Below are 23355 nucleotides of genomic sequence, written 5' to 3'. Positions count from 1 at the left end.
CACGGGTTGGATGTGGCCGCGGGAACAGATCAGCTTGCCAGCCGTGCGCCGTCGCTCGCGCCGTGCCCGAGCGCGCGGGCAAGGACATGCCCGATCGTCCCGGCCTGTGACGCGCTGCCGCGCCAGGCCACGATCTGGTCCGGACGGATCAGAGCGAGGTCCGCCTCGTAGAGATCGCGCAGCGACTTCGGCAGCGTGACGAGTTTGACGTCGGCGCCGAGCGCGCGGGCGGTCTCGCCGAGCGGAGCATGGCCGGACATGACGTCGCCGAACTGGAGCAGCGTCCACTCGAATCCGAACAGGTCATACAAGGACACGCCGTCCTCCAGCCACGCATGCGGTGCGCGGCCGCCGGGACAGGCGCTCGGAACGTAGACATTCGCGGCATCCGGCGGCGGCTGGCTGCCATCGGAGACGATGATTGGCGAGCCGTCGTAACGTCCGCCGAAGGTGACGCCGGGGATGTTGAACTCGGCGCGGGCGTGCTGCTCGAGATAGACGCCCGCCATCCGCCGCGCCTCGCCGCCCGCGTCCGTGGCGTGCTCGATCTCCGGCGCGGGCGCGAACAGGCCCAGGGAGTCGGCGAAGCGGCGCGCATAGTCGGTGTTGCGAAGCGCCACCGGGCGCCGCTCGACCTCGTAGCTGTCGAGCAGCGCGGCCGGGCTCACGCCCTTGACGACGCTTGCGAGCTTCCAGCCGAGATTGACCGCATCCTCGATCGCGGTGTTGTAGCCGAGGCCTCCGGTCGGCGTGAACAGATGCGCCGCATCGCCGCCGAGGAACACCCTGCCCCGCTGCATGGCATTCGCAACCAGCGCGTGGCCGGCGGTCCAGGTCAGGAACGACAGCACCTCGCATGCGATCGGCGCGCCGCAGGCGCGCTGAAACGCCGCCTTGGCCTCGTTGGCCGTGATCGCGCTTTCGTCCTCGCCGGGCCGGAGCTGCGTATGGAACGCGAACTCGTCGCGTCCGTTCACGGAGGCCATGAAGGCGCGGCGATCGCCGTTGAAGCAATTGTACATCCACGCCCTGGCATGCGGAACGCTGGCGTAGAACTCGGGCGAACGGAGATAGACCGCCAGCATGCGGCCGCCCATGAAGTCGCGCTGCGTCCCGGTTTCGCCGCCATAGACGATGCCGAGCGATTGCCGGACCTGCGAGCGCGGCCCATCGGCCCCGACCAGGAAGCCGGCCCGAACCTGGAAGCGGCTGCCATCATCGAGGCGTTCGATCTCGCCGACGATGCCGTCGTCGCTCTCGGTGTAGCCGATGAGACGATGACCGTAGTTGAGCTGGATTCCGGGAAGCCGTTCGGCGTGCCGGCGCAGCACCGCCTCGACATATTTCTGCGAGACGCGATGCGGCAGCTCCGCCGCGCTCCAGGAGCCGGACAGGCCCTTGACGAGTTCGCTGGCGCGCGACGACGACGGCAATGCAAACCGCGCCAGTTCATAGCCGGTGTAGCGGGTGAAATACGCGACGTCGGTGGGATAGTCGGCGGGCAGGCCTTCGCGCCTGATCTCGTCGGCAAAGCCCAGCCGGCGATAGTGCTCCATCGAGCGCGCCTGCGTCGCATTGGCTTGCGGATTGAATGCCGTGCCCGGCTTTTCATCGACCAGGATCGCGGACACGCCGCGGCGGCCGAGCTCGTTGGCCAGCATCAGCCCGCAGGGCCCCCCGCCCACGATGAGCACCGCGGCCGTCAGACGTGTTTCCAAGACGCTTCTCCCTACCAGCATTATCCTGCATGGTAAGGTTGCCTGACGATATCGTCAAGTAGCATGACTATTCGGCATCTTCGAGCGTGTCGAACTGCGCGCCATAGACCGCCAGGCCCTTCAGGATCGCGTCCATCGTGGCCTTGCCGAGCTCGGCGCGCATCTCCTGCTCGGCGACGTCGACGGCATCGCGGAACGCATCGAGCCATTTGCGCCCGGCCGGCGTGAACAGGACGATGCGCGCGCGCCGGTCGGTCGGATCGGCGATGCGGTCCACCAGTCCGAGCTCGGCGCATTGATCGACCAGCTCGCCCATCGCCTGCTTGCTCATCGACGCGCGGCGGGCGAGCTCCGTGAGCCGCGTCCCCTCCACGTCGAGATTGCGGGTGAGACTGACATGGGCGATGCGCGTTTCGTCATGTCCGCGCTCGCTCATCAATTCGAGCACGCGGCCTTCGAAGCGTCGCACCGCGTTGTTGAGCAGGCGGCCGATATTGGCATGCCGCCACGCCGTCCCGGATGTCCTGGATTTCAATGTTGTGCCTTCTCGGAAACAGTCGGGATTTCAGTGTCCGTCACTTACTTCGCCGCGTCCATCCATATCCCCGGCTCCGAATGCTCGCGGATGTGGCTGACGAGGAAGTCGGAAAAGGCCCTGATCTTGGCCGGCAGCCCGGCACGGTTCTGGTAGGCGATGTTCATGGTGAGCAGAGGCAGCTCCCAGTCCAGCAGGACCGGGACGAGACGGCCCGCCGCGATATCGCTCTGGACGATGTAGAGCGGCTGGATGAGGATGCCGAGACCCGCCAGCGCCGCGCCGCGGATGACCTGGCCGTCATTGCTGTCGAGCGTCGGCGTGATGCGCACCGTCTGCGCGCCGTTGCCTTTGCGCAGGCGTAACGAATAGGGATCGTTCGCAAGGTTGTAGACGAGCATGTTGTGGCGCGCGAGATCGGCGGGCTGTTCCAGCTCGCCTGCGCTTGCGAGATAGGAGGGTGCGGCTGCCAGCACACGACGCATCTGGCCGATGCGGCGGACGATGATGTTCGAATCCGGCTCCTGCTCGCGCGTGCGGATCGCCACGTCGATGCCGGCCTCGATGAAGTCAGGATAGCGGTTGGCGGTGGTGATCTGCATGTTGAGCTTCGGATAGCGCGCGCGGAAGGCCGGCAGCATCGGTGCCAGATAGATCACCGCAAAGGACAGCGAGCTCGTGACCCGCAGCATGCCCTGCGGCGACAGCGCGCGATCGCTGACGATGTCCTCGGCTTCCGCCAGCTCGCTCAACACCCGGCTGGACCGCTCCAGCAGCTCCTGCCCCGCCTCCGTCAGCCACAAGCGGCGCGTGTTGCGCTCGATCAGGCGAACGGCGAGGCGCTCCTCGAGCGCGCTGAGATGGCGGCTCGCGGCCGCATTGGACATGCGCAAGGCCTCGGCGGCCTTGGACAGGCTGCCGAGCTCGGCCGTCTTGGCGAACACCTCCAATTGCAGCAGGCGATCCATTTTTCCACTTTTAGGAAAAGAGACTTACAATTATTGGCCTTTATTTCCGTATCCCGCAAGCCAAAATGGACCCAACACAAGCAAGATGACAGGCGAGGAAACTGGGAAATGTCGGGCCCGATCAGGCACATCGTGATGTGGCGGCTGCGCGGGGAGACCGCCGAGGAGCGGTCCGCCGCCCGGGCCAAGGTCAAGACCCTGTTTGAGGGCCTGCGCGGCCGGATCGACGGCCTCACCCATATCGAAGTCGGCCTCGACGTCAGCGCTGTCGATTACGCCTGCGACGTCGTGCTGTTCTCCGAATTCACCGACCAGGCCGCGCTGGCGGCCTATGCCACCCACCCGGAGCACCTGCGCGTGCGCGAGGCGCTCGGCGACTTGCGGATCGGCCGCTTTCAGGTCGATTATCCCATCAAAGAGACCGGCGCATGATCGGTTCGTTCACCTTTGAAAACCTGCCTTGCCGCGTCGTGTTCGGCAGCGGAACCTTGGCTAGCGCCAAGGCCGAGGTGGAGCGGCTCGGCGGCAAGCGCGCATTGGTGCTGACGACGCCGCAGCAGGAGGCGCAGGGCAAGAGCTTAGGGACAGCGCTCGGCCCGCTCTATGCCGGCATCTTTCCCGGCGCGACCATGCATACGCCGGTCGACGTGACCGAGCGGGCGCTCGCGGCGATGAAGGCGTGCGAGGCCGACTGCGTCGTCTCGCTCGGCGGCGGATCCACCACGGGCCTCGGCAAGGCGCTGGCACTGCGCACCGGCGTCAACCAGCTCTGCATCCCCACCACCTATGCCGGCTCGGAGATGACGCCGATCGTCGGCCAGACCGAGAACGGCCTGAAGACCACGGTGCGCAATGCGGCCGTGCTGCCGGAGACCGTGATCTACGACGTCGATCTCACCTTGACGCTGCCGGCGAGCCTGGCCGCGACATCAGGCATCAACGCGATCGCGCATGCGGTGGAAGCGCTTTACGCACGCGATACCAATCCCGTCACCTCGCTGATGGCGGAAGAAGGCATTCGCGCGCTTGCGCGCGCCCTGCCGGCGATTGCCGCCAAAAGCGACGACCGCGAGGCCCGCACCGAGGCGCTCTATGGCGCCTGGCTGTGCGGCGTCTGCCTCGGCACGGTCGGCATGGCGCTGCATCACAAGCTCTGCCACACGCTCGGCGGCACCTTCGATCTGCCGCACGCCGAGACCCACACCATCGTGCTGCCGCATGCGCTGGCCTACAATGCGCCCGCCGTGCCCGATGCCATGGCGCGCATCTCGCGTGCGATCGGCGCCGCCGATGCGTCGCAGGGACTTTACGAGCTCGCAAAGCGGCTGGGCGCAAAGCTTGCGTTGCGCGACGTCGGCATGCCCGCGAGCGGCATCGACAAGGCGGCCGATCTCGCCGTCACCAATGCCTATTGGAATCCGCGGCCGCTCGAGCGGGGCGCCATCCGCGACCTGATCGCGCGCGCCTGGGCCGGCGAGCCGCCTGTTGTCACCAAAGCGGTGGCTTGAAGCGATGCCGCGCACGCTGATCAGATCCGCAACCATCATCAGCATGGATGATGCGATTGGCGACCTCCGCACCGGCGACGTGCTGGTCGAGGGAAACCGCATCATTGACGTGCGGGCGTCGATCGACCTCGGCAGCGGCGCGGCCGAGACCGAGATCGTCGATGGCAAGGACCGGATCGTCATCCCCGGCCTCGTCAACGCGCATATGCACACCTGGCAGACGGGCTTACGCGGCTATGCCGCGAACTGGACGCTGCTGGAATATTTCCGCCGCATGCATGCCGGGCTCGCGACCGTGTTCCGGCCTGACGACATCTACATCGCCACGCTGGTCGGCGCGCTGAACCAGATCAATTGCGGCACCACCACGCTGGTCGACTGGTGCCACAACAATCCGACGCCCGATCATACCGATGCCGCCGTGCGCGGCCTGATCGAGAGCGGGATCCGCGCCGCATTCTTTCACGGCTCGCCGAAACCGGAGCCGAAGCCCGGCGAGCCCCATTTCTCCGAGATCCCGCATCCGCGCCGCGAGGTCGAGCGGCTGCTCGCCGGCCCCCTCGCCGATCGCGACGGCCTCGTCACGCTCGGGCTTGCGATCCTTGGTCCGCATTACTCGACGCTCGACGTCGCCATGCACGATTTCCGCCTGGCGCGGGAGCTGAAGCTGATCGCCTCGATGCACCAGGGCGGCGGGCCCGCCAAGACGCCCGATGGCTGGGAGAAGCTGATCGCGGCGGGTCTCGTCGGCGCCGGAATCAATATCGTCCACGGCAACGATCTGCCTGACGATCTCCTCGACCGCCTGGTCGATCTCGGCGTGTCGTTCTCGGTGACGCCCGAGAACGAGATGATTCAGGGTCACGGCTTTCCGATCACCGGACGGCTGCTCAAGCGCGGCGTGCAGCCGACGATCGGCATTGATCTGGAATCCGTGCTGGCCGGCGATCTCTTCTCCGCCGCGCGCGTCGCGCTGTCGATGCAGCGGGCGCTCGACAATGCGGAATCGCGCCGGGACAGCGGCACCATTCCGGCGACCACCACCATCCCCGTGCGCGAAGCGCTGCGCTGGATCACGATTGAAGGCGCCCGCATGCTCGGCCGCAAGAGCCAGATCGGCTCGCTGACGCCGGGCAAGCTCGCCGACCTCGTCATCATCAACGCATCCGATCTCAACCTCTTTCCGGTGCACGATCCCGTCGCAACCGTCGTGATGCAGACGAGCCTCGCCAACATCGAGTCCGTCATGATCGGCGGCGCGTGGAAGAAGCGGAACGGCCGGCTGCTGGCCGAGGGGCTGGCGGCGAAGAAGGAGTTGCTGGCGCAATCGGGCCGGCGGCTGGTGCAGGATATCGAACGACAGGGACGCGCCGCCTGAAGGCGCCAATGGACAACGACAATGACTGACGCTGCAAAAGATGTCGCTTTCATCGGGATCGGCAAGATGGGCCTGCCGATGTCGGTGCTCGTCGCCAAGGCCGGTTATGCCGTCACCGCGTTCGATCAGAGCGCGGCACGGGTCAACGATGCACGCACACAAGGCATTTCGATTGCCGCCTCGCCGGCCGAGGCCGTGAGCGGCAAGGCGGCTGTTATCACGTCGCTGCCGGACGACGCCGCCTTGCGCGGCGCATTGCTCGGCCCCTCCGGGCTCATCGCCGCGATGGCGCCCGGAGCCGTTCTGATCGAGACCAGCACCGTGAGCGTCGAGGCCTCCACCGAAGTTGCGGCCACCGCGCAGGCGCGCGGTGTCGCCTATCTGCGCGCGCCGGTCTCCGGCAATGCCAGCATCGTTCACACCGGCGCGCTGACCTGCTTCGTCTCGGGCCCGAAGGACGCCTTCGACAGCGCAAAGCCGCTGTTCGCAGCTTTTACGCGCGCCCAGACCTATCTCGGTCCTGCCGAGGAAGCCCGTTACGCCAAGCTCGCGGTCAATCTGATGATCGCGGTGTCGGCCGCGATGATGGCGGAGAGCCTGGCGCTGGCGCGCAAGGGCGGCATCGCCTGGCAGGACATCCTGAAGGTGCTCGACGACAGCGCGGTGGCCTCACCGATGGTGAAGTACAAGACCGCGCCGCTTCGAACGCGGGACTTCGAGTCCACCTTCTCCTGCAAGCAGATGGCCAAGGACCTCGACCTCATCCTCGGCGCCGGCCATGCCGTCGGCGTGCCGCTGCAGCTCGCCGCGCAAGTGCGCGAGACCTATGGCGCGCTGGTGGCGCAGGGCGACGGCGAGGCCGACTTCATCGCGACCGTCAAGCATCTCGAGCGGCTGTCCGGCCTCGGCGAACCGAAGCTCTGATCAACGGAGACACCCATGCGCAACTTCAACGAAAACACGATCACGGACGCGGTGCTGGAGCGGATCGCAGGCGCAACCGATCCGCGCATCAAGGAGGTCAGCGAGGCGCTGGTGCGCCACCTCCATGCCTTCGTCCGCGAGGTCCGCCCGACCCAGAAGGAATGGGAATACGGCATCGACTTCCTGACCCGCACCGGCCACATGTGCGACGACAAGCGCCAGGAGTTCATCCTGCTGTCGGATACGCTCGGCGTCTCCATGCTGGTCGACGCGATCAACCATCCGGTGCCGGAAGGTGCGACCGAGACCACCGTGCTCGGCCCGTTCTTCGTCCAGGCCGCGCCGGAGAAGGACAGCGGCGCCGACATCTCGGGTCCGATGGAAGGCGACCCGATGCTGGTCACCGGCTCGGTCTCGACCGTCGACGGACGTCCGCTCGCAGGCGCCATCGTCGACGTCTGGCATTCCGACGATGACGGCTATTACGACGTGCAGCAGCTCGACGACATCGGCGATCTCGCGATGCGGGCGCGCTTCCACACCGACGCCAACGGCCGCTTCCATTTCTGGTCGATCAAGCCGGCGGCCTATCCGATCCCGCATGACGGGCCGGTCGGCGAGATGCTGGAGGTGCAGGGCCGCCATCCCTGGCGTCCGGCGCATGTGCATTTCATGATCTCGGCGCCTGGCTTCGAGCAGCTCGTGACCCACGTGTTCGTCGCCGGCGACCAATATCTCGACAGCGACGTGGTGTTCGGCGTCAAGGACAGCCTGATCCGCGAGTTCGTCCGTCACCCGGCGGGGCGTGCGCCGGATGGTCGCATGGTGGACAGCGAGTATTTCCATCTCAACTACGATTTCGGCCTGAAGCAGGTTGCGAGCAGCGCAAGAGCCGCCTAAGCCGAACCACAACACGGCGGACCGGCAAGAGTCCGTCATCGGGGCAGACAGGGAGCAAGGATGGGACCGCGGGTCAGCACAGTAGCTTTGGCCGATCGCCTCATAGGCATGATCGGCCCGCGCGCGAGCGTCGCGCGCGGCGTGCTCGATCAGCACGGGCAGAGCGAGTCGCATTATCGCAACCTGCCGCCTGACATCGTCGTTTTCCCTGAGACCACGCAGGAGGTGGTCGAGATCGTCAAGCTGTGCGCAAACGCGGGCGTGCCGATCGTCCCGTTCGGCGCCGGCACCTCGCTCGAGGGCAATGCGGCCTCTGTCGCCGGCGGCGTCTGCTTCGACTTCGCGCGCATGAACAAGGTGCTGGCGGTGCACGACAGCGACATGGACGTCGTGGTGCAGCCCGGCATCACGCGAAAGCAGCTCAACGCGGAGCTGCGCGGCACCGGTCTCTTCTTCCCGATCGATCCGGGCGCCGACGCCTCGATCGGCGGCATGACATCGACGAGGGCCTCCGGCACCATGGCGGTGCGCTACGGCACCATGAAGGACAATGTCATGGCGCTGGAGGTGGTGCTGGCCGACGGGCGCGTGATCCGGACGGCGAAGCGCGCCCGCAAGTCGGCCGCGGGTTACGACCTGACGCGCATGTTCGTCGGTGCGGAAGGCACGCTCGGACTCATCACCGAGATCACGCTGAAGGTGCATCCCGTGCCGCAGGCGATCTCGGCCGCGGTTTGCAGCTTCGACACCCTGCATAATGCCGTGGACACCGCGATCTCCGTCATCCAGTCCGCGATCCCCGTGGCGCGCATCGAGCTGCTCGACGACGTCATGATACGCGGCATCAATGCCTACGCAAAGCTCGGCTATCGCGAGGCCCCGACCCTGTTCTTCGAATTCCACGGCTCCGAGGCCTCCGTCGCCGAGCAGGCCGAGGCCGCAGAGGCTATCGCCGCCGACCATGGCGGTCATGGCTTTGCCTGGGCCAAGGCGCAGGAAGACCGCAGCCGGCTCTGGCACGCCCGCGACAACACGCTCTATGCGGGCCTGGGCTTGCGGCCCGGCGCGCGCGCCGTGATCACCGATGTCTGCGTGCCGATCTCGCGGCTGGCGGAATGCCTGACCGAGACGCGGCGCGACGCGGACGAGCACGGTTTCACCGCGCCGATCGTCGGCCATGTCGGCGACGGCAATTTCCACATGCTGATCCTGATCGATCCGGCAAAGCTGGAGGAGAGCGACGGCGCCAAGGCGCTCCAGGCCCGCATGGTCGCCCGCGCCATCGCCATGGACGGCACCTGCACCGGCGAGCACGGCATTGGGCTCGGCAAGATCGATTATCTCGCCGACGAGCTCGGCGAGGCCGTGGATGTGATGCGACAGGTCAAGACCGCGCTCGACCCCGACGGCCTGATGAATCCCGGAAAGATCTTTGCGAGCGGAGCCAAGGCATGAGCGACGCGCTTCCGATCGAGGTCACCTCGCCCAAGCCGCTGCTGGAGCTGCGCGGCATCAGCAAGGAGTTTCCCGGCGTCAAGGCGCTGGACGACGTGTCCTTTGCCGTCTTCCCCGGCGAAGTCCACATGCTGCTCGGAGAGAACGGTGCCGGCAAATCGAGCCTGATGAAGGTGCTGTGCGGCGCCTACAGCGCCGATGCCGGCGAGTTCTACTACGAGGGCGAGAAGGTCGCGATCGGCTCGGCCGCGGATGCGCAGAAGCTCGGCATTGCCGTGATCTTCCAGGAATTCTCGCTGGTCCCCCATCTCGACATCGCCCAGAACATCTTCCTCGGCCGCGAGCCGAAGGGCCGCATCCCCGGCACCATCGATCGGCGCAAGATCCTGGCCGATGCCAAACGCGTGCTCGGCACCATCGGCTTCGACATCGATCCCTCCACCATCGTCGACAAGCTGGGGGTGGCGCAGCAGCAGATGGTCGAGATCGCCAAGGCGATCAGCCAGAACGCGCGCATCCTCGTCATGGACGAGCCGACCGCCGCGCTGTCCGACCGCGAGACCGAGCTGTTGTTCGCGCTGATCGCGCGGCTGAAAGCCGACGGCGTATCGATCGTCTATATCTCGCACCGCATGGCGGAGGTGTTCGCGCTCGGCGATCGCATCACGGTGCTGCGCGACGGCCGCCGCATCGACGGCGTCCGCCCCGCCGACGTCACGCCGGACCAGCTCGTCCGCATGATGGTCGGCCGCACCGTCGACATGACCTATCCGCGCAATTTCGCCGACAAGCCCGGCGAGGTGCTGCTGGAGGTCAAGGGCCTGAGCTCATCGACCGGCATCTCCGACATCAACATCGAGGTGCGCCGGGGCGAGATCGTCGGCCTGTGCGGCCTGGTCGGCTCCGGGCGCAGCGAAGTCGCGCGCGCCATCTTCGGCGCCGATCCCGTCAGCGCCGGCGAGATCATTTTCGACGGCAAGACCATTTCCGGCGAGCCTGATCTTGCCGCCCGCCGCGGCATCGCGCTGATCCCCGAGAGCCGCAAGAGCGAAGGCCTCGCGCTGCTGCGGTCGGTCAGTGACAATCTGGTGGTGTCGGCGCTGCGAAAACTGTTCCCGAGCGGCCTGTTCGACCAACGTTCGGCGCAGCGCACCTCCGACGGCCTGATCCGGCAGCTGAGGATTGCGACGCCCAGCGCGCGCCAGACCGTCGGCCTGCTGTCGGGCGGCAACCAGCAGAAGGTCGTGATCGGCAAGTGGCTGGCGGCCGGCTCGAAGCTCTTCATCTTCGACGAGCCGACGCGGGGCATCGACATCGGCGCCAAGTCCGAGATCTTTGCGCTGATCGACCGCCTGGTCGCGGAAGGCGCCGCCGCCCTGATGATCTCGTCCGAGCAGGTCGAGATCTGCCATGTCTGCGACCGCGCCTATGTGATGCGCGAAGGGCGCATCGCCGGACACCTGACGCGCAACGAACTGACCGAGGAGAACATCGTGCGATTGGGGATGCATCATGCGTGAAGCTGCGGTCGTTTCAGAGCCCAATCCGCTGCAACGCATTCCCGGCGTTGCCATCGTGCTGGTGCTGCTGATCGCGCTGTTCAGCGCGATCGCACCCGGCTTCCTGTCGGTCGCCAACCTCTCCAACGTGCTGGTGCAGTCGACCATCCTGACCATGCTCGCGCTGCCGATGACCCTGATCATCATGACCGAGGGGCTCGACCTGTCGATGGGCGCGGTGCTGACGCTGACCTCGCTCTGCGTCGCGATCGTGTCGCTCGCAACCAAGTCGATGCTGCTGGGCCTCGGCGCCGGCCTGCTGGTCGGCGCAGCCTTCGGCACCGTCAACGGCTGGCTGGTCGCGATCCTCGGCATCCCGCCCTTCGTCGCGACGCTCGGCACGCTCGGCATGGCGCAGGGCCTGTCGCTGATCGTCAGCGACGGCCAGAGCGTGGTCGGCATTCCCCACAGCGTGCGCGACATCTACTCGGCGACGCTGCTGGGCGTACCCGTTCCGATCGTGATGGCGCTGGTGACCTATGCGGTCTTTCACGGCCTGCTCTATCACACCCGCTTCGGCACTTACATCTTCGCGCTCGGCGGCAACCGTGAGGCGCTGCGCTATGCCGGCCTTTCGCCGAACCGGCTGTTGATCGCGGTCTACGCGATCGGCGGCGCCATGGCCGGCATCGCGGGCCTGTTGATGACCGCGCGGATGAATTCCGGTCACCCCACCGCGGGCCTTGGCCTTGAATTCGATGCCATCGCAGCGGTCGCGGTCGGCGGCACCTCGTTCGAGCGTGGCAATGGCTGGTTGCTTGGCACGTTGCTCGGCGTGATCGCGGTCGGCGTGCTTCGCAACGGGCTCAACCTGATCTCGATGCCTTCCTCGGTGCAGGTCGCAAGCGTCGGCGTCCTCGTCATCGTCGCCCTGTTCCTCGACGGCCTCAGGAGCCGCGCATGACCGACATCAGCAAAGAGGCGATCGTGCCGCCCCGCTCCTTCCTGTCGCAGGACGCGATCCAGGTGTTCTATCGGCTGCTCGCGGCGCTGCTGATCTGCGCCGTGCTGGCCGTGCTCAGCGATTCCTTCCTGAGCCTCGGCAACATCCTCAACGTGCTCAGGCAGGCGAGCCTGACCTTCTTCATCGCCTCGGGCCTGACGCTCGTGGTGCTGACCGCGGGCCTCGATCTCTCGGTCGGCGCCAATGTCGCGCTGTCGGCCTGTATCGCCGGAACCGTGATCCACAAGACCGGCTCGCCGGCGCTCGGCATCCTCACGGGGCTCGCCTGCGGCGGCATCGTCGGGCTCCTCAACGGCGTCATGGTGACCGCGCTGCGCATCCCCTCCTTCATCGCGACCTATGGCATGCTCTGGGTGCTGAACGGCCTCACCTACTGGTACATGGCGGGCGAGACCCTGCACGGTTTCCCGGCAGGTTTCCGCCAGATCGGCAGCGGCTATCTGTTCGGCCTGCCGATCCCGGTCTACCTGCTGCTGGTCTTCCTCGGCATCGGAACGCTGTTTGCCCAGCGCACGATCTGGGGCCAGGAGATCTATGCGATCGGCGCCAATCCGGTCGCGGCCCGGCTCTCCGGCATTCCGGTCGCGCGCCGCCTGCTGCTGGTCTATGCCGTCTCCGGCACCATGGCTGGCCTTGCCTCGATCATCTTCCTGTCGCGGCTCAATTCGGCCGAGGCCGACATCGGCGAGAGCCTGACGCTGCCGGCGATCGCGGCCGTGCTGATCGGCGGCACCTCGCTGTTCGGCGGCGTCGGCACCGTGTTCGGCACTTTTATTGGCGCGCTGATCCTGACGCTGGTGCTGAACGGCATGAACCTGCTCTCGGTCAGCGCCAACTGGCAGCCGCTCGTGACCGGCATCATCGTCATTCTCGCGGTCTGGCTCGACATGAAGACCCGGCGCCGCGCGCAATGAGTTCTTGACGTTCCAACAAGCAAAACGAGGGATGGAGGCAACATGAAACGGAAACTTGGCTATATGGCGCTGCCGCTGCTGATGGCGGCCGCGCTCACCACGGAGGCGCGCGCCGACGGCGAGACCATCGCCGTCTTCACCAAAAACCAGACCAACCCGTTCTTCCAGACGGTGCGGGTCGGCGCCGACAACATGGCGAAGACGCTGAACGCGAAGACGCTCCAGTACATTCCGACCAAGCCGGACTCGATCCCCGAGCAGCTCAGCCAGATCGAGGACGTCGTGGTGAAGAAGCCGAGCGCCATCGTCTTCACGCCGGTCGACTACAAGGCGATGGTGCCGGGAGTCGAGAAGATCAACGAGGCCAAGATCCCCGTCGTCAACATCACCGACCGCTCCGCCGGCGGCAAATTCCTCTCCTTCGTCGGCGCCGACGATTACAGCCTCGGGCTCGAGACCGCGCGCTTCCTGCTCAAGACGCTGGGCGGCAAGGGCAACATCGTCATCATCGAGGGCGTCAAGGGCTCGCTGACCAATGTCGACCGCGTCCGCGGCTTCAACGACGCGCTGAAGGAGAACGCCGGCGCCAAGCTGCTGGCCTCGCAGCCCGGCAACTACCAGCGGCTCCAGGCGCTCCAGGTGATGGAGAATCTGATGCAGTCGAATTCGCAGATCGACGGCGTGCTCGCCGCCAACGACGCCATGGCGGTCGGTGCGATCGAGGCGCTCGACGGTGCCAACCGCAAGGCGCAGGTGATCGGCATCAACGGCACCAAGGAGGCGATCGACGCGATCAAGTCCGGCAAGCTGCTCGCGAGCGGCGACTACAACGGGTTTGCGCAAGGCTGCCTCGGCACCATGATGGCGATCCGCTCCTTGCGCAATCAGCCGGTCATCAATGAGATCGTGCTGAAGCCGACCGTCATCACCAAGGACAATTACCAGCCGTTCGACGTGCCGCTGGAGCAGCGGACCTGCCCGACCTTCGAGGACGCCGGTAAGCTCAGCGCGAAATGAGCCAGTCGATCACCACGAACCCGGACGGCCGCTCCTGCGGCCGTCCCAACAACTGAAGCAAGAAACGGAGACCACATGCTGTTCGCCATTCACGCCATCGACCGCGCCGGCGCGCTGCCGACCAGGCTCGCCAATTACGACGCCCACAAGGCCTTTCTCAGCGACACCGCGCGCTTCGGCGTCAAGATCGTGATGTCGGGGCCGCTCGTCTCCGACGACGGCGCAACCATGATCGGCAGCCTGTTCCTGATCGAGGCGCCGGGCCGCAACGAGGTCGAAGCCTTCAACCGCGCCGATCCCTTCGCCGCGGCCGGCATCTGGGACAAGGTCACGATCACGGGCTTTCTGCGCCGCCAGGGTTGAGCGGCCTCGGCATCGGCCGAACCGGCAAGGTCGATTCGCCGAACCTGCCGCTTGCTCGGCCCCCCCCCAATCGATCCCCCCCGTTCCTACCCCGCGATCTCGAGATCGGAATAGATGACGTCGGCGGTGCGCTGACATCGTCGTGTGACGTATCCTCTCCAGTGAAGTCCTCTCACGCGGCGAGCTTCACACCGTGGGCAAAATCCCAATACAGCTCTCGTGCCCGCGCATAAAAGCGCCCGGGCCTGAGTTGCCGGTCGTCGATCCGGATCACCGGCGCGACTTTTGCGAAATTGCCAGTCGAAAAGATCTCGTCCGCAGTGACAAAATCCGAGTAGCGCAGCGTTGCCTCCAACACCGTGATGCCGTCACCGCGCAAGAGCTCGATCACGCGCTGCCGCGTGATCCCATTCAGGAAAGTGCCATTCGGCGCCGGCGTAAAGACAACGCCGTCTTTCGCCATGAATACGTTGGAATTGCCGAACTCCGTGACGTTACCGAGCATGTCCAGCATCAGGCAATTCTGGAAGCCGCGCGAGACCGCCTCCCTGAGCGCACGGGAACTGTTCGGATAAAGACAGGAGGCCTTGACATCGGCCGGCGCGCATTCGGCGGTCGGTCTGCGGAACGGCGACAGGGTAATAGCGCTGCCGACGGGCTCCGGGATCGGCGATTCGTAGATGCAAAGGCACCAGTCCGTCGTTTCCGGATCGAACAGCACACCGCCGCCGATGCCGTTCTGCGGCCAGTACATCGGGCGGATGTAGAGCTCGGCATTGACCGGGAAACGGGCGATACCTTCGCGCACCAGTCCGAGCCACGTGTCGAGATCGACGACCGGTTTGAGCCCGAAATTGACCGCAGATTGATTGACGCGGGCGCAATGGCGATCGAGGTCGGGCATGACGCCTTCGAAAGCGCGCGCGCCATCGAAGATGGTCGAGGCGAGCCAGAGCCCATGGGTGCGCGGCCCCATGATCGGCGCGTTGCCCTCGTGCCAATGGCCGCGGAAGAATGTCCATGTCCTCGAATGGCTGACGGACTTGGTATCGGGAACCATGACGAACCTCCGTTCCGGGACGACTGAGTTATGGTCCGTAGATCACCAGCTCGGAATCCGACAGATCGGCAAGCCGTGGGCAATGCGGGCCCTTGAAGTATTTGCGGCCGACCGGCCTGTAGATGCCGACGAGGCCAGGCACAGAGCCATTGGCGTCAAGCGCTATCGATATCCGGCCGCGCCGCAGCAAGAAGCGGCCGATGGCGCCGGCGCATACGACATAATCGGCCACATCGGGGCAATAGATCATTTGCATCGCCGGCAGCCTGATGCCGCCGGCGCGCATCTGCTGCAGAACGAACGGAAAGGCACGGCCATCGGCGGCGCGGCACACTAGGCAGAGGCAGCCGTAGGCTGCGTGACGCGCCAGCAGCGCAACGTCAGCCTCCGACAAGCCGTCGATCGCCTGCGTGTCCTGCCGGAAGATCTCCACGCGCATAGCCTTGACCGGATGCGACACCGCCGGAAAGGAGAAGAACAAGCCGCCGCAATAGCGCTGGAATCCCTGCGCTTCGATGGCTCGCCAAGTCCATTCCGCCGGACTGATATTGACGTAGGTGACGTCCTTGTGGCGCTGCGCGACCTTGGTCAGCATCGGTGCGTAGCTGCGAAAGGCGGGTTCCACATACCAGCTGGAAAGATTGCAGCGGATGGAGGTGCTTCCACCATCGTTCCTTGCGGTGTGGATCAACAGCAGAGCACCGACGGGCGCCCGGTCGTGCTCGAGCATGTAGCCGAAGCGCGGGAAGCTGTGGGGCGTCTCGCGCACAGACAGGCGCCGGAGTCCGTCGATCCAGTAGTCGCGCGAACGGATCGGAAAGCCGCGTGTCAGAAGATCGGCGATGGCGTCGAGATCGGCTATTCCTATCTCACGGCATCGGATCATGGTTCGAACTCTCACTCGTAGTATCCGAGCCGCCTCTTGGTCGCCGGGTTTGGCGAGCGCGCCAGACGAGCGGATCGAGCGGCAACCAACCTGCGTCCGTGGCGATGCGCCGGAATTCCGGCGGCAGACAGAGCCGCTTCTCGGGCTCCCAACGGCTTTGTGCGTCCGGCGCGCTGCGACACCATGTACAGCAACCAGTTGCGGTATATGCGCTGGGCCGGCAGATGCCAGACATTGCGCAGGTCGTTCGTCAGCCGATCGACTGGAAACTCGGCAAAAAGCTCCGGGTTTCTGTCGGAAAGGGCTTTCTGTCGGAAAGCGACCAGTATCTCTTCCGCGCCCTCGTTCAGATAGCCCCTCGGTATCGTCGGACAGACCTCGTTCTCTCCCCGGAGGAAGCGACCCATATCCCTTCGATATTCACCCAGCAGGCTCTGGGTTTCGTATTCCGGGTGCCCCTGGAAATGGACGAAAAGGCTGTTCTTCTGCTGCTTGACGAAGCAATCGACGCCGGCCTCCGCCGACCAGGTGAGAACCGAATATCCGCAGTCCGAGAGATCCTCCTCCTGCACCTCGTTCCACCGGGCGTGCGGAATTCGGAACGTCCTCGGCACATCCTGCATCAAGGGATGATGTCTCGTCTTTGTTTGGGCGAAGACACCGAAGCATTTGGTGGGGAGCTTGTGGCGCGTAACGCCGTCCAGGTGCAGGACGGCCCCATGGACGGCCAGACAGGAAAACACCGACGACACCGTATTCTCCCGGGCCCAGTCCGTGATCTCGGCGAAGGTGGTCCAGTATGGCTCTTCCGTCAGACAGGCGGCTCTGGGTTCGGCGCCGGTCACGATCACTCCATCCAGGCGTCTGTTCAGCAGATCGTCCATGCCGCGGTAGTATCGACGAACGTAATCGCGCCCCCATTCCGAACGGGGGGTCGCCTCCATCGTATAGAAATGCAGCCTGACGCAAAGTCGTCCGGCAGCCGCAGCCAGCAGGTCGAACAGCTGGCGCTCGGTCGACATCAAGGCAGCATCCGACATGTTGTTGATGAGCCCGATATCGAGGCACTCCGCCCGGTTTCCCGGCGACGCCGTCGCGTGGGCGCCTGTGCCCGGCGCTCTCGATAAGAGGTGATGCTCTTGCGAATCTACGTCGATCAAGACAGTCATGCGAGTGCCTTCATGCTTGACGAAACGTCAACGGCGCAGAGGGCCTGATCGAGATCCGCGACGATGTCGTCGATGTGCTCAATTCCGACGCTGAGCCTGATCATCTCGGGCCGCACGCCGGCTCTGTCCTGTTCTCCGGCCGACATTTGCCGGTGCGTCGTCGATGCGGGATGGCAGGCGAGCGTTTTCGCGTCGCCAATATTGACCAGCCGCTTGCAGAGCTTCAGCGCGTCGTAGAACCGCTTGCCCGCCTCGAAGCCTCCAGCCACGCCAAAAGTCAGCAGCGAACACGCCCGACCACCTAGATACTTCTGCGTCAGCACGAAATAAGGGCTGTCGTGAAAGCCGGCATAATTCACCCACTCGACACGGCGGTCATTGCGCAAGAACTGCGCGACCTTTGCGCCATTTTCGACGTGCCGCTCGATCCGCAGCGCGACGGTCTCAATGCCCTGGAGCAGCAGGAAAGCGTTCATCGGCGCCAGGACGGCGCCGGTGGTCCTCTGGGAGACGGCGCGACAACGCGCAATGTAGGCGGCGGCGCCGTAGCGCTCGGTAAAGACCAGTCCGTGGTAGGACTGCTCCGGCTCGTTCATCATCGGGAAGCGCCGGCGATGCTCCGCCCACGGGAACCTGCCGCCGTCGACGATGACTCCACCGAGCGTAGTGCCATGCCCGCCCATGAATTTCGTCAGCGACTCCACGACGATGTCTGCGCCGTATTCGATCGGCCTGAGCAGGATCGGTGTCGGCACCGTGTTGTCGACGATGAGCGGGACGCCGTGCCTGTGCGCGGCATCGGCCATCGCCTGGATGTCGCAGACGTTTCCGGCTGGATTCCCGACGCTCTCGCAGAACACTGCCCGTGTATCGTCGTCGATCAGCCTTTCGACGCTTTCCGGCCGGTCGTCTTCCGAAAAACGGACCGCAATGCCCTGCCTCGGCAGGATGTGCGCGAACAGCGTATGCGTGGTGCCATAGAGCTGCGGGACCGAGACGATGTTGGAGCCCATCTCCGCGATGTTCACGACCGCATAATTCACCGCGGCCTGACCACAGGCCACGCTGAGTGCCTCGATGCCCCCTTCCAGGGCGGCGACGCGCTTCTCAAGCACCGCGTTGGTCGGATTGCCGATCCGCGTGTAGCGGAAGCCGTCCACTTCAAGGTTGAAGAGCGCGGCTCCATGGTCGGCGCTGTCGAATGCATACGAGGCCGTCTGGTAGATCGGCACGGCAACGGCTTTCGTTGCCGGATCGCTTTCGAAGCCGCCGTGAACGGCGAGAGTCTCTCTCCTCATGGAGGCGCCCCCTTCCGCTCTCCGATCCCGGGCTAGCTCCCGGCTTCCTTGGCGCATCGGAACTCCTCGACTGCTGAGGGTGCCCCGCGGTCGGTCTGCCCCAGGCCAAGCAGGTCCCGCACTGCGATCGGCCACTGAGCGACATCTTTGCCGTGGGTATGGAACATGGCGACGGCGAGACGGTCCATTCCGAAGGCTACGCAGGCAGTGTGGGCCGGCTCGCAGGCCGCATCGACGATGCCCCAGGTGGTGCCGAAATGATCCCGGTGGTAGTTGAAGCTCATGCAGGCGGTCGGTCGCTCCTCGGAGCGCAGAGGCACCAGCAGTTCGAACTTCAGCGACAGCTGCTTTTGGCTCACCGCCATCATCTGCCCGACCCGGCCGAAGAACGGGTCGTTGGCATGGTCGATCCTGAAGGTCAGCCCGAGATCCCGGGCGATCTTCTGCGCGCGTATGATCCAACGGTCCCGGAACGCCGAGACGTGATCGGCGCTCCCGATGCAGACGAATTCGCGCATTCTGAAGGACTGCAGCCGGTCGAGATGGCGCGAGGGTTCGCGACGGAAACAGTCGGCGGCCACGTCGAAGCTCCAGCCGGCTGCCGGCACGGGCCCTCGGCTCGCCGCGATCGGATAGACCGGATAGCAGGCTGCCGGCGACAGCACGAGATCGGCCGGCGATAGCGATGCGGTCCAGTCGCCGCCGGCATCGAAGCGGCTGATCGCCGCATCGATCTCGCTCTCTATGCCGTGCAAGCCACAGACGCAGCCGAGAAGATTGGGAAAGCTCTTCAGATAGCCCGACTTCTCGAGCTGGGCGCGATTCATGACGGGCGGGAAGCGCAACACCTCGGTGTTCGGCTCGCGATTCCGCGAGATCACCGCCGCAATTCGCTCCACGACGTCTTCGTAGAGTGCGGTGCGGCCATAGACGCCGGGAGAGCCCATCTCGTGGAACAGCGCATCTGCAAGATGGTCCAGCGGATCGGCTGGAGGCGGAGTGGAGTCCGCCGGTGCTTCGACAATGACCACGTTCATCAGGCCGTTTCCTTTTCAGAAGAAGATCAATCGCACAAGGAGTCCGGAACCGTGCTCATCAGCGTGGCGGTACCCATGCTGGCGAGGATGCGATCGTTGTTGATCATGATCGGAGCGGAAAGCACGTCACGCAGGTGGCGGCCGATACTCACGTCGGTGTCGTTGCGGTATCCGGACAGGCCGCAGGCGCGCATCGCATGCATGACGGTCGCAACCGCGAGCTCGGAGGCCTCCACCTTGAGAAGATTGATCGAGGACTGGAAGTCGACGGACGACAGCGCGCGCACGTCCCGTTCGCGTACTTCAAAGAACTGGAGATTCGCGGCGATGACGGCGCGCAATTTCGTCAGGCTCATTTTGGCGGCGGTGAAGTGCGCCGCGCCGGGAGGCATGTTACCGCCCGATCCGCGGGCGGCCTTGCGGATGAAGAGCTGCGCCCGGTCCACCGCCGCAGCCGCGATCCCCGCCCATACCGAGGACCAGCACAGATGGGCGACGGGCGTCATCGTCTGCGCATGGATCTTCTCGTATGCCACGGGGAATATCTGGTCCGCGGCGCCCCTGAAATTCAGCTTGAAACCGGCGCTGCAGGTCCCGCGCATGCCGAGCGTCTCCCACGCGAGAGTGGGCTCCAGCGTATAGTCGTCACGGGTGATGGCCAGTAGCACCTGATCGGATCCGGCGGCCGAGTCCGAGCGGCGGGCGATGGTGATGATGCCGTCCGCCTCGGCGCCGTACGAAATCACCGTCGCATCGCGCACCAGCGAGATCTCGGTGCCGGCGCTCTCCACTGCGGCCGAACTGAAGCGTATGTTTCCACCGTTCTGGCCTTCCGTGGTCGACGATGCCAGCAGCATCTGCTCGGCAGCCACGCGGCGCATGAGACTTTCGTGCCAGCCACTGCCCGCGCCGTGGCGAACCAGGCACGCGATCTTGGTCTGATGCATCGCGAAGATCATCCCGACCGAAGCACAGGCGCGGCCGAGCGCGTAACACATATCGGCCACCTCGGAGACAGACGCACCGTCTCCACCGAACTCGACCGGAATCTGGGCGCCCAGAAGTCTCTCCTTGCGCGCCGCGTCGATCGCCTTCCGCGGGAAGCGCGCCTCGCGATCGACCGCCTCTGCCTCCGCCGCGGCGACCTGCGCGACATTTGCCGTTCGCTGCTGGAACGAGGAGCCGTCGGGAGAGAATGCTACTCGGCCAATTTCCGTGGCGACGCTGCGGAACTGAACTTCCTGCACAGTCATGGGCCAGAGCCTCCCGTCATGATTGGACGATGCGAGCCAGATCGAGATGAATTCCGCTCCAAATCGACAACTAGCCCACTTCCCCTGCCGCGTCGTTGGCGCAGAAGTGGATGTCAAGGAGCTTCCACTCCCGGGCGAGGTACCTCCGAAGCAGAGCTATTGGCCGAAGGAACTGTTGGGTATCGTCGCCCCCGAATGTGATCACGCCTGGCCACGGCGGGAGACCGGCTGAAATGCACAACATAGCCATCAACGTTCAGAATCGTGTTCTATCGGTCGTCAGGAGCGTCCTCCAGCAGAACGCGATCACCGCCGATGTCCACCCGGAGTCGCGACTCGTGGATATCGGGCTCAGCTCGATGGGCATGGTCGAGTTGATGCTCAAGGTCGAAGCCGAGTTCGACCTCATCCTTCCCCAGTTCGAGATCACGCCCGAAAACTTTCGATCGGTAAAGGCAATGGAGCGGATGATCCTCAACCAGCTGGGATCCGGGGCGGGATGAAGCCAGTTGAACAGAGGTTCCGCTCCGACAACCAAGCGAGCCGCATCGAACGGGTGCGCGCGCACGTCGAGCCAGCTCAGCCGCATGATCACGTCCCGAAGAAAGCCATGATCCAGCCGGCGACCAGCCGCGACGCTCCGCGGCGCAGACGGTCCGCCGCCAAGACCTGGCTGCAAGCCATCGCATCAACCGCACGGCTCGAAGCCCAGCCGCATCGGTTGCTCGCCGACATCGTGGCGGATTGGGCACAGCGTCAGCCCGGGCGGCCCGCCTTGCTCTCGGACGGCCAATCCTTCACCTATGGCGAACTCGCTGCCCGGATCAACCGGTATGCGCGCTGGGCGCGGGACCTCGGCCTCCATGCCGGCCGCACCGTCTGCGTGCTGATGCCGAACCGGCCGGACTACCTCGCCTGCTGGCTCGGCATCAGCAGCGTCGGCGCGACGGTGGCACTGATCAACACCAGGCTGGTCGGCCGGTCGCTCGCCCACTGTATCGACGTCGCTGATGCCGATCACCTCATCCTCGCTGCCGACTGCGTGGATGCGTTCGAGAGCTCGCGTCCGCACCTGCACCGCGTGCCGCAATGTTGGAGCCTCGGCACCGGCGATCCAAGCGGCGACCTGGATGCGGCGCTCGCCGCCTTCGAGCCACGCCCGCTGTCCTCCGCCGAACGCGGCGACGTCACGATCGACGGACGCGCGCTCCTCATCTACACCTCGGGCACCACGGGCCTGCCGAAGGCGGCGAACGTCAGTCATCGCCGCATTCTCGCCTGGGGCGGATGGTTTTCCGGACTGACGGACGCCTCCATCGACGATCGTCTCTACGATTGCCTGCCGCTCCATCACTCCGTGGGCGGCGTCGCAGCTCCCTGCAGCATGCTCTGCGCGGGCGGCTCGGTCGCGATTGCGGAGAAGTTTTCCGCCGGCAGCTTCTGGGACGACATCGAGCGTTTCGACTGCACCGTCTTCCAGTATATCGGCGAGCTTTGCCGCTATTTGCTGAAGGCGCCGGCGTCTGAACAAGAGGCGCGACATCGGCTGCGGCTGGCCGTCGGTAACGGATTGCGCGGCGACATCTGGGAGACGTTCGCCAACCGGTTCGCGATTCCGCAGATCCTCGAATTCTATGCCGCAACCGAAGGCAATTTCTCGCTGTTTAATGTCGATGGAAGACCGGGCGCGATCGGCCGGATCCCGCCGGTTCTGGCGCATCGCTTTCCCGCCTCGATCGTCAAGATCGATGCCGACAGCGGCACCCCGGTCCGGAGCGCCGCTGGGCTCTGCATCGCCTGCGCACCTGGCGAGACCGGCGAGGCTGTCGGACGCATCGGTGGTGGCGATCGCGACGGCCGGCCTTTCGAGGGCTACACGGATCCCGAGGAGACCAAGAGGAAGATTCTGCACGACGTCTTCGCTGTGGGCGATGCTTGGTTTCGCACCGGTGATCTGATGTTGCGCGACGAGCAGGGGTATTTTCACTTCATCGACCGCGTCGGCGACACCTTCCGCTGGAAGGGCGAGAACGTCGCGACCAGCGAAGTGAACGACGCAATCAGGGACTGCCGCGGCGTTCTCGACGCCTCGACCTATGGAGTTGCGGTGTCCGGGGCCGATGGCCGCGCCGGCATGGCGGCGTTGGTGGTCGACCGAGATTTCGATTTCGGGGTATTCAGAGAACACCTTTCGTATCGGCTGCCGCGTTATGCAGTTCCAGCCTTCGTCAGGTTGTGCCGGGCGCTCGAGACGACCGACACCTTCAAGCAGCAGAAGCAGCGGTTGATCCGCGAGGGATTCGATCCGTCGGTGGTGGACGATCCGCTGTTCCTGCGTGATCCGGCAACCGGTGACTATCGTTCGATCGACCGGGCCGTCTACGCGCGCATCGTTGAGGGCGAAATCAGGCTCTAACACGGGCTCGGAAAGCCGAAATGTGAGGTGTAC

At 65.3% G+C, this 23355-nt stretch carries 22 protein-coding genes; 13 read left to right on the top strand and 9 right to left on the bottom strand.

The window, feature by feature from the left end; translation table 11 throughout:
• Positions 1 to 29 precede the first annotated feature (29 nt).
• Genes BM118_RS12810 through BM118_RS12800 form a run of 3 tightly spaced genes read right to left on the bottom strand, consistent with a single transcriptional unit; the run spans position 30 to position 3221 of the window.
• Complete coding sequence (locus BM118_RS12810; protein ID WP_092185698.1) at positions 30 to 1739, bottom strand: FAD-dependent oxidoreductase; 1710 nt, start codon at positions 1737 to 1739, stop codon at positions 30 to 32.
• A 46-nt stretch (positions 1740 to 1785) separates the two neighbouring features.
• On the bottom strand, positions 1786 to 2253 hold the full coding sequence (locus BM118_RS12805; protein ID WP_092185696.1) for a MarR family winged helix-turn-helix transcriptional regulator: 468 nt from the start codon (positions 2251 to 2253) through the stop codon (positions 1786 to 1788).
• Between the two features lie 44 nt (positions 2254 to 2297).
• Positions 2298 to 3221 (bottom strand): LysR family transcriptional regulator, encoded by a 924-nt coding sequence (locus tag BM118_RS12800; RefSeq protein ID WP_092185695.1) that lies wholly within the window; start codon positions 3219 to 3221, stop codon positions 2298 to 2300.
• A 108-nt stretch (positions 3222 to 3329) separates the two neighbouring features.
• Here BM118_RS12800 and BM118_RS12795 point away from each other — a divergent pair, with 108 nt between their 5' ends.
• The 11 genes from BM118_RS12795 to BM118_RS12745 all read left to right on the top strand — a co-directional run bounded on the left by BM118_RS12795 (position 3330) and on the right by BM118_RS12745 (position 14203).
• Positions 3330 to 3653 carry a Dabb family protein gene (locus tag BM118_RS12795; protein ID WP_092185693.1) on the top strand — a complete coding sequence of 108 codons (324 nt, stop codon included), beginning with the start codon at positions 3330 to 3332 and terminating at the stop codon, positions 3651 to 3653.
• On the top strand, positions 3650 to 4729 hold the full coding sequence (locus tag BM118_RS12790; protein ID WP_092185691.1) for a maleylacetate reductase: 1080 nt from the start codon (positions 3650 to 3652) through the stop codon (positions 4727 to 4729). Before BM118_RS12795 ends, BM118_RS12790 begins: the two co-directional genes overlap by 4 nt.
• Positions 4730 to 4733: 4 nt before the next feature.
• A complete protein-coding gene (locus BM118_RS12785) occupies positions 4734 to 6107 on the top strand; it encodes an amidohydrolase family protein (RefSeq protein ID WP_092185689.1) in 1374 nt (457 codons plus the stop codon).
• A 21-nt stretch (positions 6108 to 6128) separates the two neighbouring features.
• Positions 6129 to 7031, top strand: coding sequence for an NAD(P)-dependent oxidoreductase (locus tag BM118_RS12780; protein ID WP_092185687.1), 903 nt, complete (start codon positions 6129 to 6131; stop codon positions 7029 to 7031).
• Positions 7032 to 7046: 15 nt separating this feature from the next.
• Positions 7047 to 7931 carry an intradiol ring-cleavage dioxygenase gene (locus tag BM118_RS12775; RefSeq protein ID WP_092185685.1) on the top strand — a complete coding sequence of 295 codons (885 nt, stop codon included), beginning with the start codon at positions 7047 to 7049 and terminating at the stop codon, positions 7929 to 7931.
• 60 nt (positions 7932 to 7991) lie between these two features.
• Entirely contained in the window at positions 7992 to 9386 is a 1395-nt protein-coding gene (locus tag BM118_RS12770; protein WP_092185683.1) for an FAD-linked oxidase C-terminal domain-containing protein, read from the top strand.
• Entirely contained in the window at positions 9383 to 10906 is a 1524-nt protein-coding gene (locus BM118_RS12765; protein ID WP_092185681.1) for a sugar ABC transporter ATP-binding protein, read from the top strand. The genes BM118_RS12770 and BM118_RS12765 overlap by 4 nt, the downstream gene beginning before the upstream one ends.
• Positions 10899 to 11849, top strand: a complete 951-nt coding sequence (locus BM118_RS12760; RefSeq protein WP_027546405.1) for an ABC transporter permease — start codon at positions 10899 to 10901, stop codon at positions 11847 to 11849. The genes BM118_RS12765 and BM118_RS12760 overlap by 8 nt, the downstream gene beginning before the upstream one ends.
• Entirely contained in the window at positions 11846 to 12823 is a 978-nt protein-coding gene (locus tag BM118_RS12755) for an ABC transporter permease (protein ID WP_027546406.1), read from the top strand. The genes BM118_RS12760 and BM118_RS12755 overlap by 4 nt, the downstream gene beginning before the upstream one ends.
• A 42-nt stretch (positions 12824 to 12865) precedes the next feature.
• Positions 12866 to 13840 (top strand): sugar ABC transporter substrate-binding protein, encoded by a 975-nt coding sequence (locus tag BM118_RS12750; protein WP_092185680.1) that lies wholly within the window; start codon positions 12866 to 12868, stop codon positions 13838 to 13840.
• A 75-nt stretch (positions 13841 to 13915) separates the two neighbouring features.
• A complete protein-coding gene (locus BM118_RS12745; protein ID WP_092185678.1) occupies positions 13916 to 14203 on the top strand; it encodes a YciI family protein in 288 nt (95 codons plus the stop codon).
• 172 nt (positions 14204 to 14375) lie between these two features.
• On the opposite strand, the gene BM118_RS12740 is transcribed toward BM118_RS12745, so the two are convergent.
• The 6 genes from BM118_RS12740 to BM118_RS12715 are packed head-to-tail and all read right to left on the bottom strand — an operon-like array spanning position 14376 to position 20906.
• Complete coding sequence (locus tag BM118_RS12740) at positions 14376 to 15263, bottom strand: branched-chain amino acid aminotransferase (protein WP_092185676.1); 888 nt, start codon at positions 15261 to 15263, stop codon at positions 14376 to 14378.
• Positions 15264 to 15291: 28 nt separating this feature from the next.
• Complete coding sequence (locus BM118_RS12735) at positions 15292 to 16149, bottom strand: acyl-CoA acyltransferase (protein ID WP_177234250.1); 858 nt, start codon at positions 16147 to 16149, stop codon at positions 15292 to 15294.
• 11 nt (positions 16150 to 16160) lie between these two features.
• On the bottom strand, positions 16161 to 17318 hold the full coding sequence (metA, locus tag BM118_RS12730) for a homoserine O-succinyltransferase MetA (RefSeq protein ID WP_092185672.1): 1158 nt from the start codon (positions 17316 to 17318) through the stop codon (positions 16161 to 16163).
• On the bottom strand, positions 17315 to 18616 hold the full coding sequence (locus BM118_RS12725; protein WP_092185670.1) for an O-acetylhomoserine aminocarboxypropyltransferase/cysteine synthase family protein: 1302 nt from the start codon (positions 18614 to 18616) through the stop codon (positions 17315 to 17317). Before BM118_RS12725 ends, metA begins: the two co-directional genes overlap by 4 nt.
• 32 nt (positions 18617 to 18648) lie before the next feature.
• A complete protein-coding gene (locus BM118_RS12720) occupies positions 18649 to 19653 on the bottom strand; it encodes an amino acid--[acyl-carrier-protein] ligase (RefSeq protein WP_092185668.1) in 1005 nt (334 codons plus the stop codon).
• Positions 19654 to 19679: 26 nt separating this feature from the next.
• Positions 19680 to 20906: an acyl-CoA dehydrogenase family protein gene (locus tag BM118_RS12715; protein WP_092185666.1), complete on the bottom strand. Its 1227-nt coding sequence runs from the start codon at positions 20904 to 20906 to the stop codon at positions 19680 to 19682.
• 233 nt (positions 20907 to 21139) lie between these two features.
• On the opposite strand from BM118_RS12715, the gene BM118_RS12710 reads away from it, so the two are divergent.
• On the top strand, positions 21140 to 21409 hold the full coding sequence (locus BM118_RS12710) for a phosphopantetheine-binding protein (protein ID WP_177234249.1): 270 nt from the start codon (positions 21140 to 21142) through the stop codon (positions 21407 to 21409).
• A 107-nt stretch (positions 21410 to 21516) separates the two neighbouring features.
• On the top strand, positions 21517 to 23322 hold the full coding sequence (locus BM118_RS12705) for a long-chain-acyl-CoA synthetase (protein WP_177234248.1): 1806 nt from the start codon (positions 21517 to 21519) through the stop codon (positions 23320 to 23322).
• Positions 23323 to 23355: the final 33 nt, after the last annotated feature.

This window comes from Bradyrhizobium sp. cf659, from assembly GCF_900113725.1.
GTDB lineage: Bacteria > Pseudomonadota > Alphaproteobacteria > Rhizobiales > Xanthobacteraceae > Bradyrhizobium.
Note: the sequence above shows the minus strand (reverse complement) of the source record. Positions and strands in the feature narration are given on the sequence as shown.

Coding starts and splice junctions, on each gene's coding strand:
- BM118_RS12810 (WP_092185698.1), bottom strand. CDS start 1,739: ATGCTGGTAGGGAGAAGCGTCTTGGAAACACGTCTGACGGCCGCGGTG.
- BM118_RS12800 (WP_092185695.1), bottom strand. CDS start 3,221: ATGGATCGCCTGCTGCAATTGGAGGTGTTCGCCAAGACGGCCGAGCTC.
- BM118_RS12795 (WP_092185693.1), top strand. CDS start 3,330: ATGTCGGGCCCGATCAGGCACATCGTGATGTGGCGGCTGCGCGGGGAG.
- BM118_RS12790 (WP_092185691.1), top strand. CDS start 3,650: ATGATCGGTTCGTTCACCTTTGAAAACCTGCCTTGCCGCGTCGTGTTC.
- BM118_RS12785 (WP_092185689.1), top strand. CDS start 4,734: ATGCCGCGCACGCTGATCAGATCCGCAACCATCATCAGCATGGATGAT.
- BM118_RS12780 (WP_092185687.1), top strand. CDS start 6,129: ATGACTGACGCTGCAAAAGATGTCGCTTTCATCGGGATCGGCAAGATG.
- BM118_RS12775 (WP_092185685.1), top strand. CDS start 7,047: ATGCGCAACTTCAACGAAAACACGATCACGGACGCGGTGCTGGAGCGG.
- BM118_RS12770 (WP_092185683.1), top strand. CDS start 7,992: ATGGGACCGCGGGTCAGCACAGTAGCTTTGGCCGATCGCCTCATAGGC.
- BM118_RS12765 (WP_092185681.1), top strand. CDS start 9,383: ATGAGCGACGCGCTTCCGATCGAGGTCACCTCGCCCAAGCCGCTGCTG.
- BM118_RS12760 (WP_027546405.1), top strand. CDS start 10,899: ATGCGTGAAGCTGCGGTCGTTTCAGAGCCCAATCCGCTGCAACGCATT.
- BM118_RS12755 (WP_027546406.1), top strand. CDS start 11,846: ATGACCGACATCAGCAAAGAGGCGATCGTGCCGCCCCGCTCCTTCCTG.
- BM118_RS12750 (WP_092185680.1), top strand. CDS start 12,866: ATGAAACGGAAACTTGGCTATATGGCGCTGCCGCTGCTGATGGCGGCC.
- BM118_RS12745 (WP_092185678.1), top strand. CDS start 13,916: ATGCTGTTCGCCATTCACGCCATCGACCGCGCCGGCGCGCTGCCGACC.
- BM118_RS12740 (WP_092185676.1), bottom strand. CDS start 15,263: ATGGTTCCCGATACCAAGTCCGTCAGCCATTCGAGGACATGGACATTC.
- BM118_RS12735 (WP_177234250.1), bottom strand. CDS start 16,149: ATGATCCGATGCCGTGAGATAGGAATAGCCGATCTCGACGCCATCGCC.
- metA (WP_092185672.1), bottom strand. CDS start 17,318: ATGACTGTCTTGATCGACGTAGATTCGCAAGAGCATCACCTCTTATCG.
- BM118_RS12725 (WP_092185670.1), bottom strand. CDS start 18,616: ATGAGGAGAGAGACTCTCGCCGTTCACGGCGGCTTCGAAAGCGATCCG.
- BM118_RS12720 (WP_092185668.1), bottom strand. CDS start 19,653: ATGAACGTGGTCATTGTCGAAGCACCGGCGGACTCCACTCCGCCTCCA.
- BM118_RS12715 (WP_092185666.1), bottom strand. CDS start 20,906: ATGACTGTGCAGGAAGTTCAGTTCCGCAGCGTCGCCACGGAAATTGGC.
- BM118_RS12710 (WP_177234249.1), top strand. CDS start 21,140: ATGCACAACATAGCCATCAACGTTCAGAATCGTGTTCTATCGGTCGTC.
- BM118_RS12705 (WP_177234248.1), top strand. CDS start 21,517: ATGATCCAGCCGGCGACCAGCCGCGACGCTCCGCGGCGCAGACGGTCC.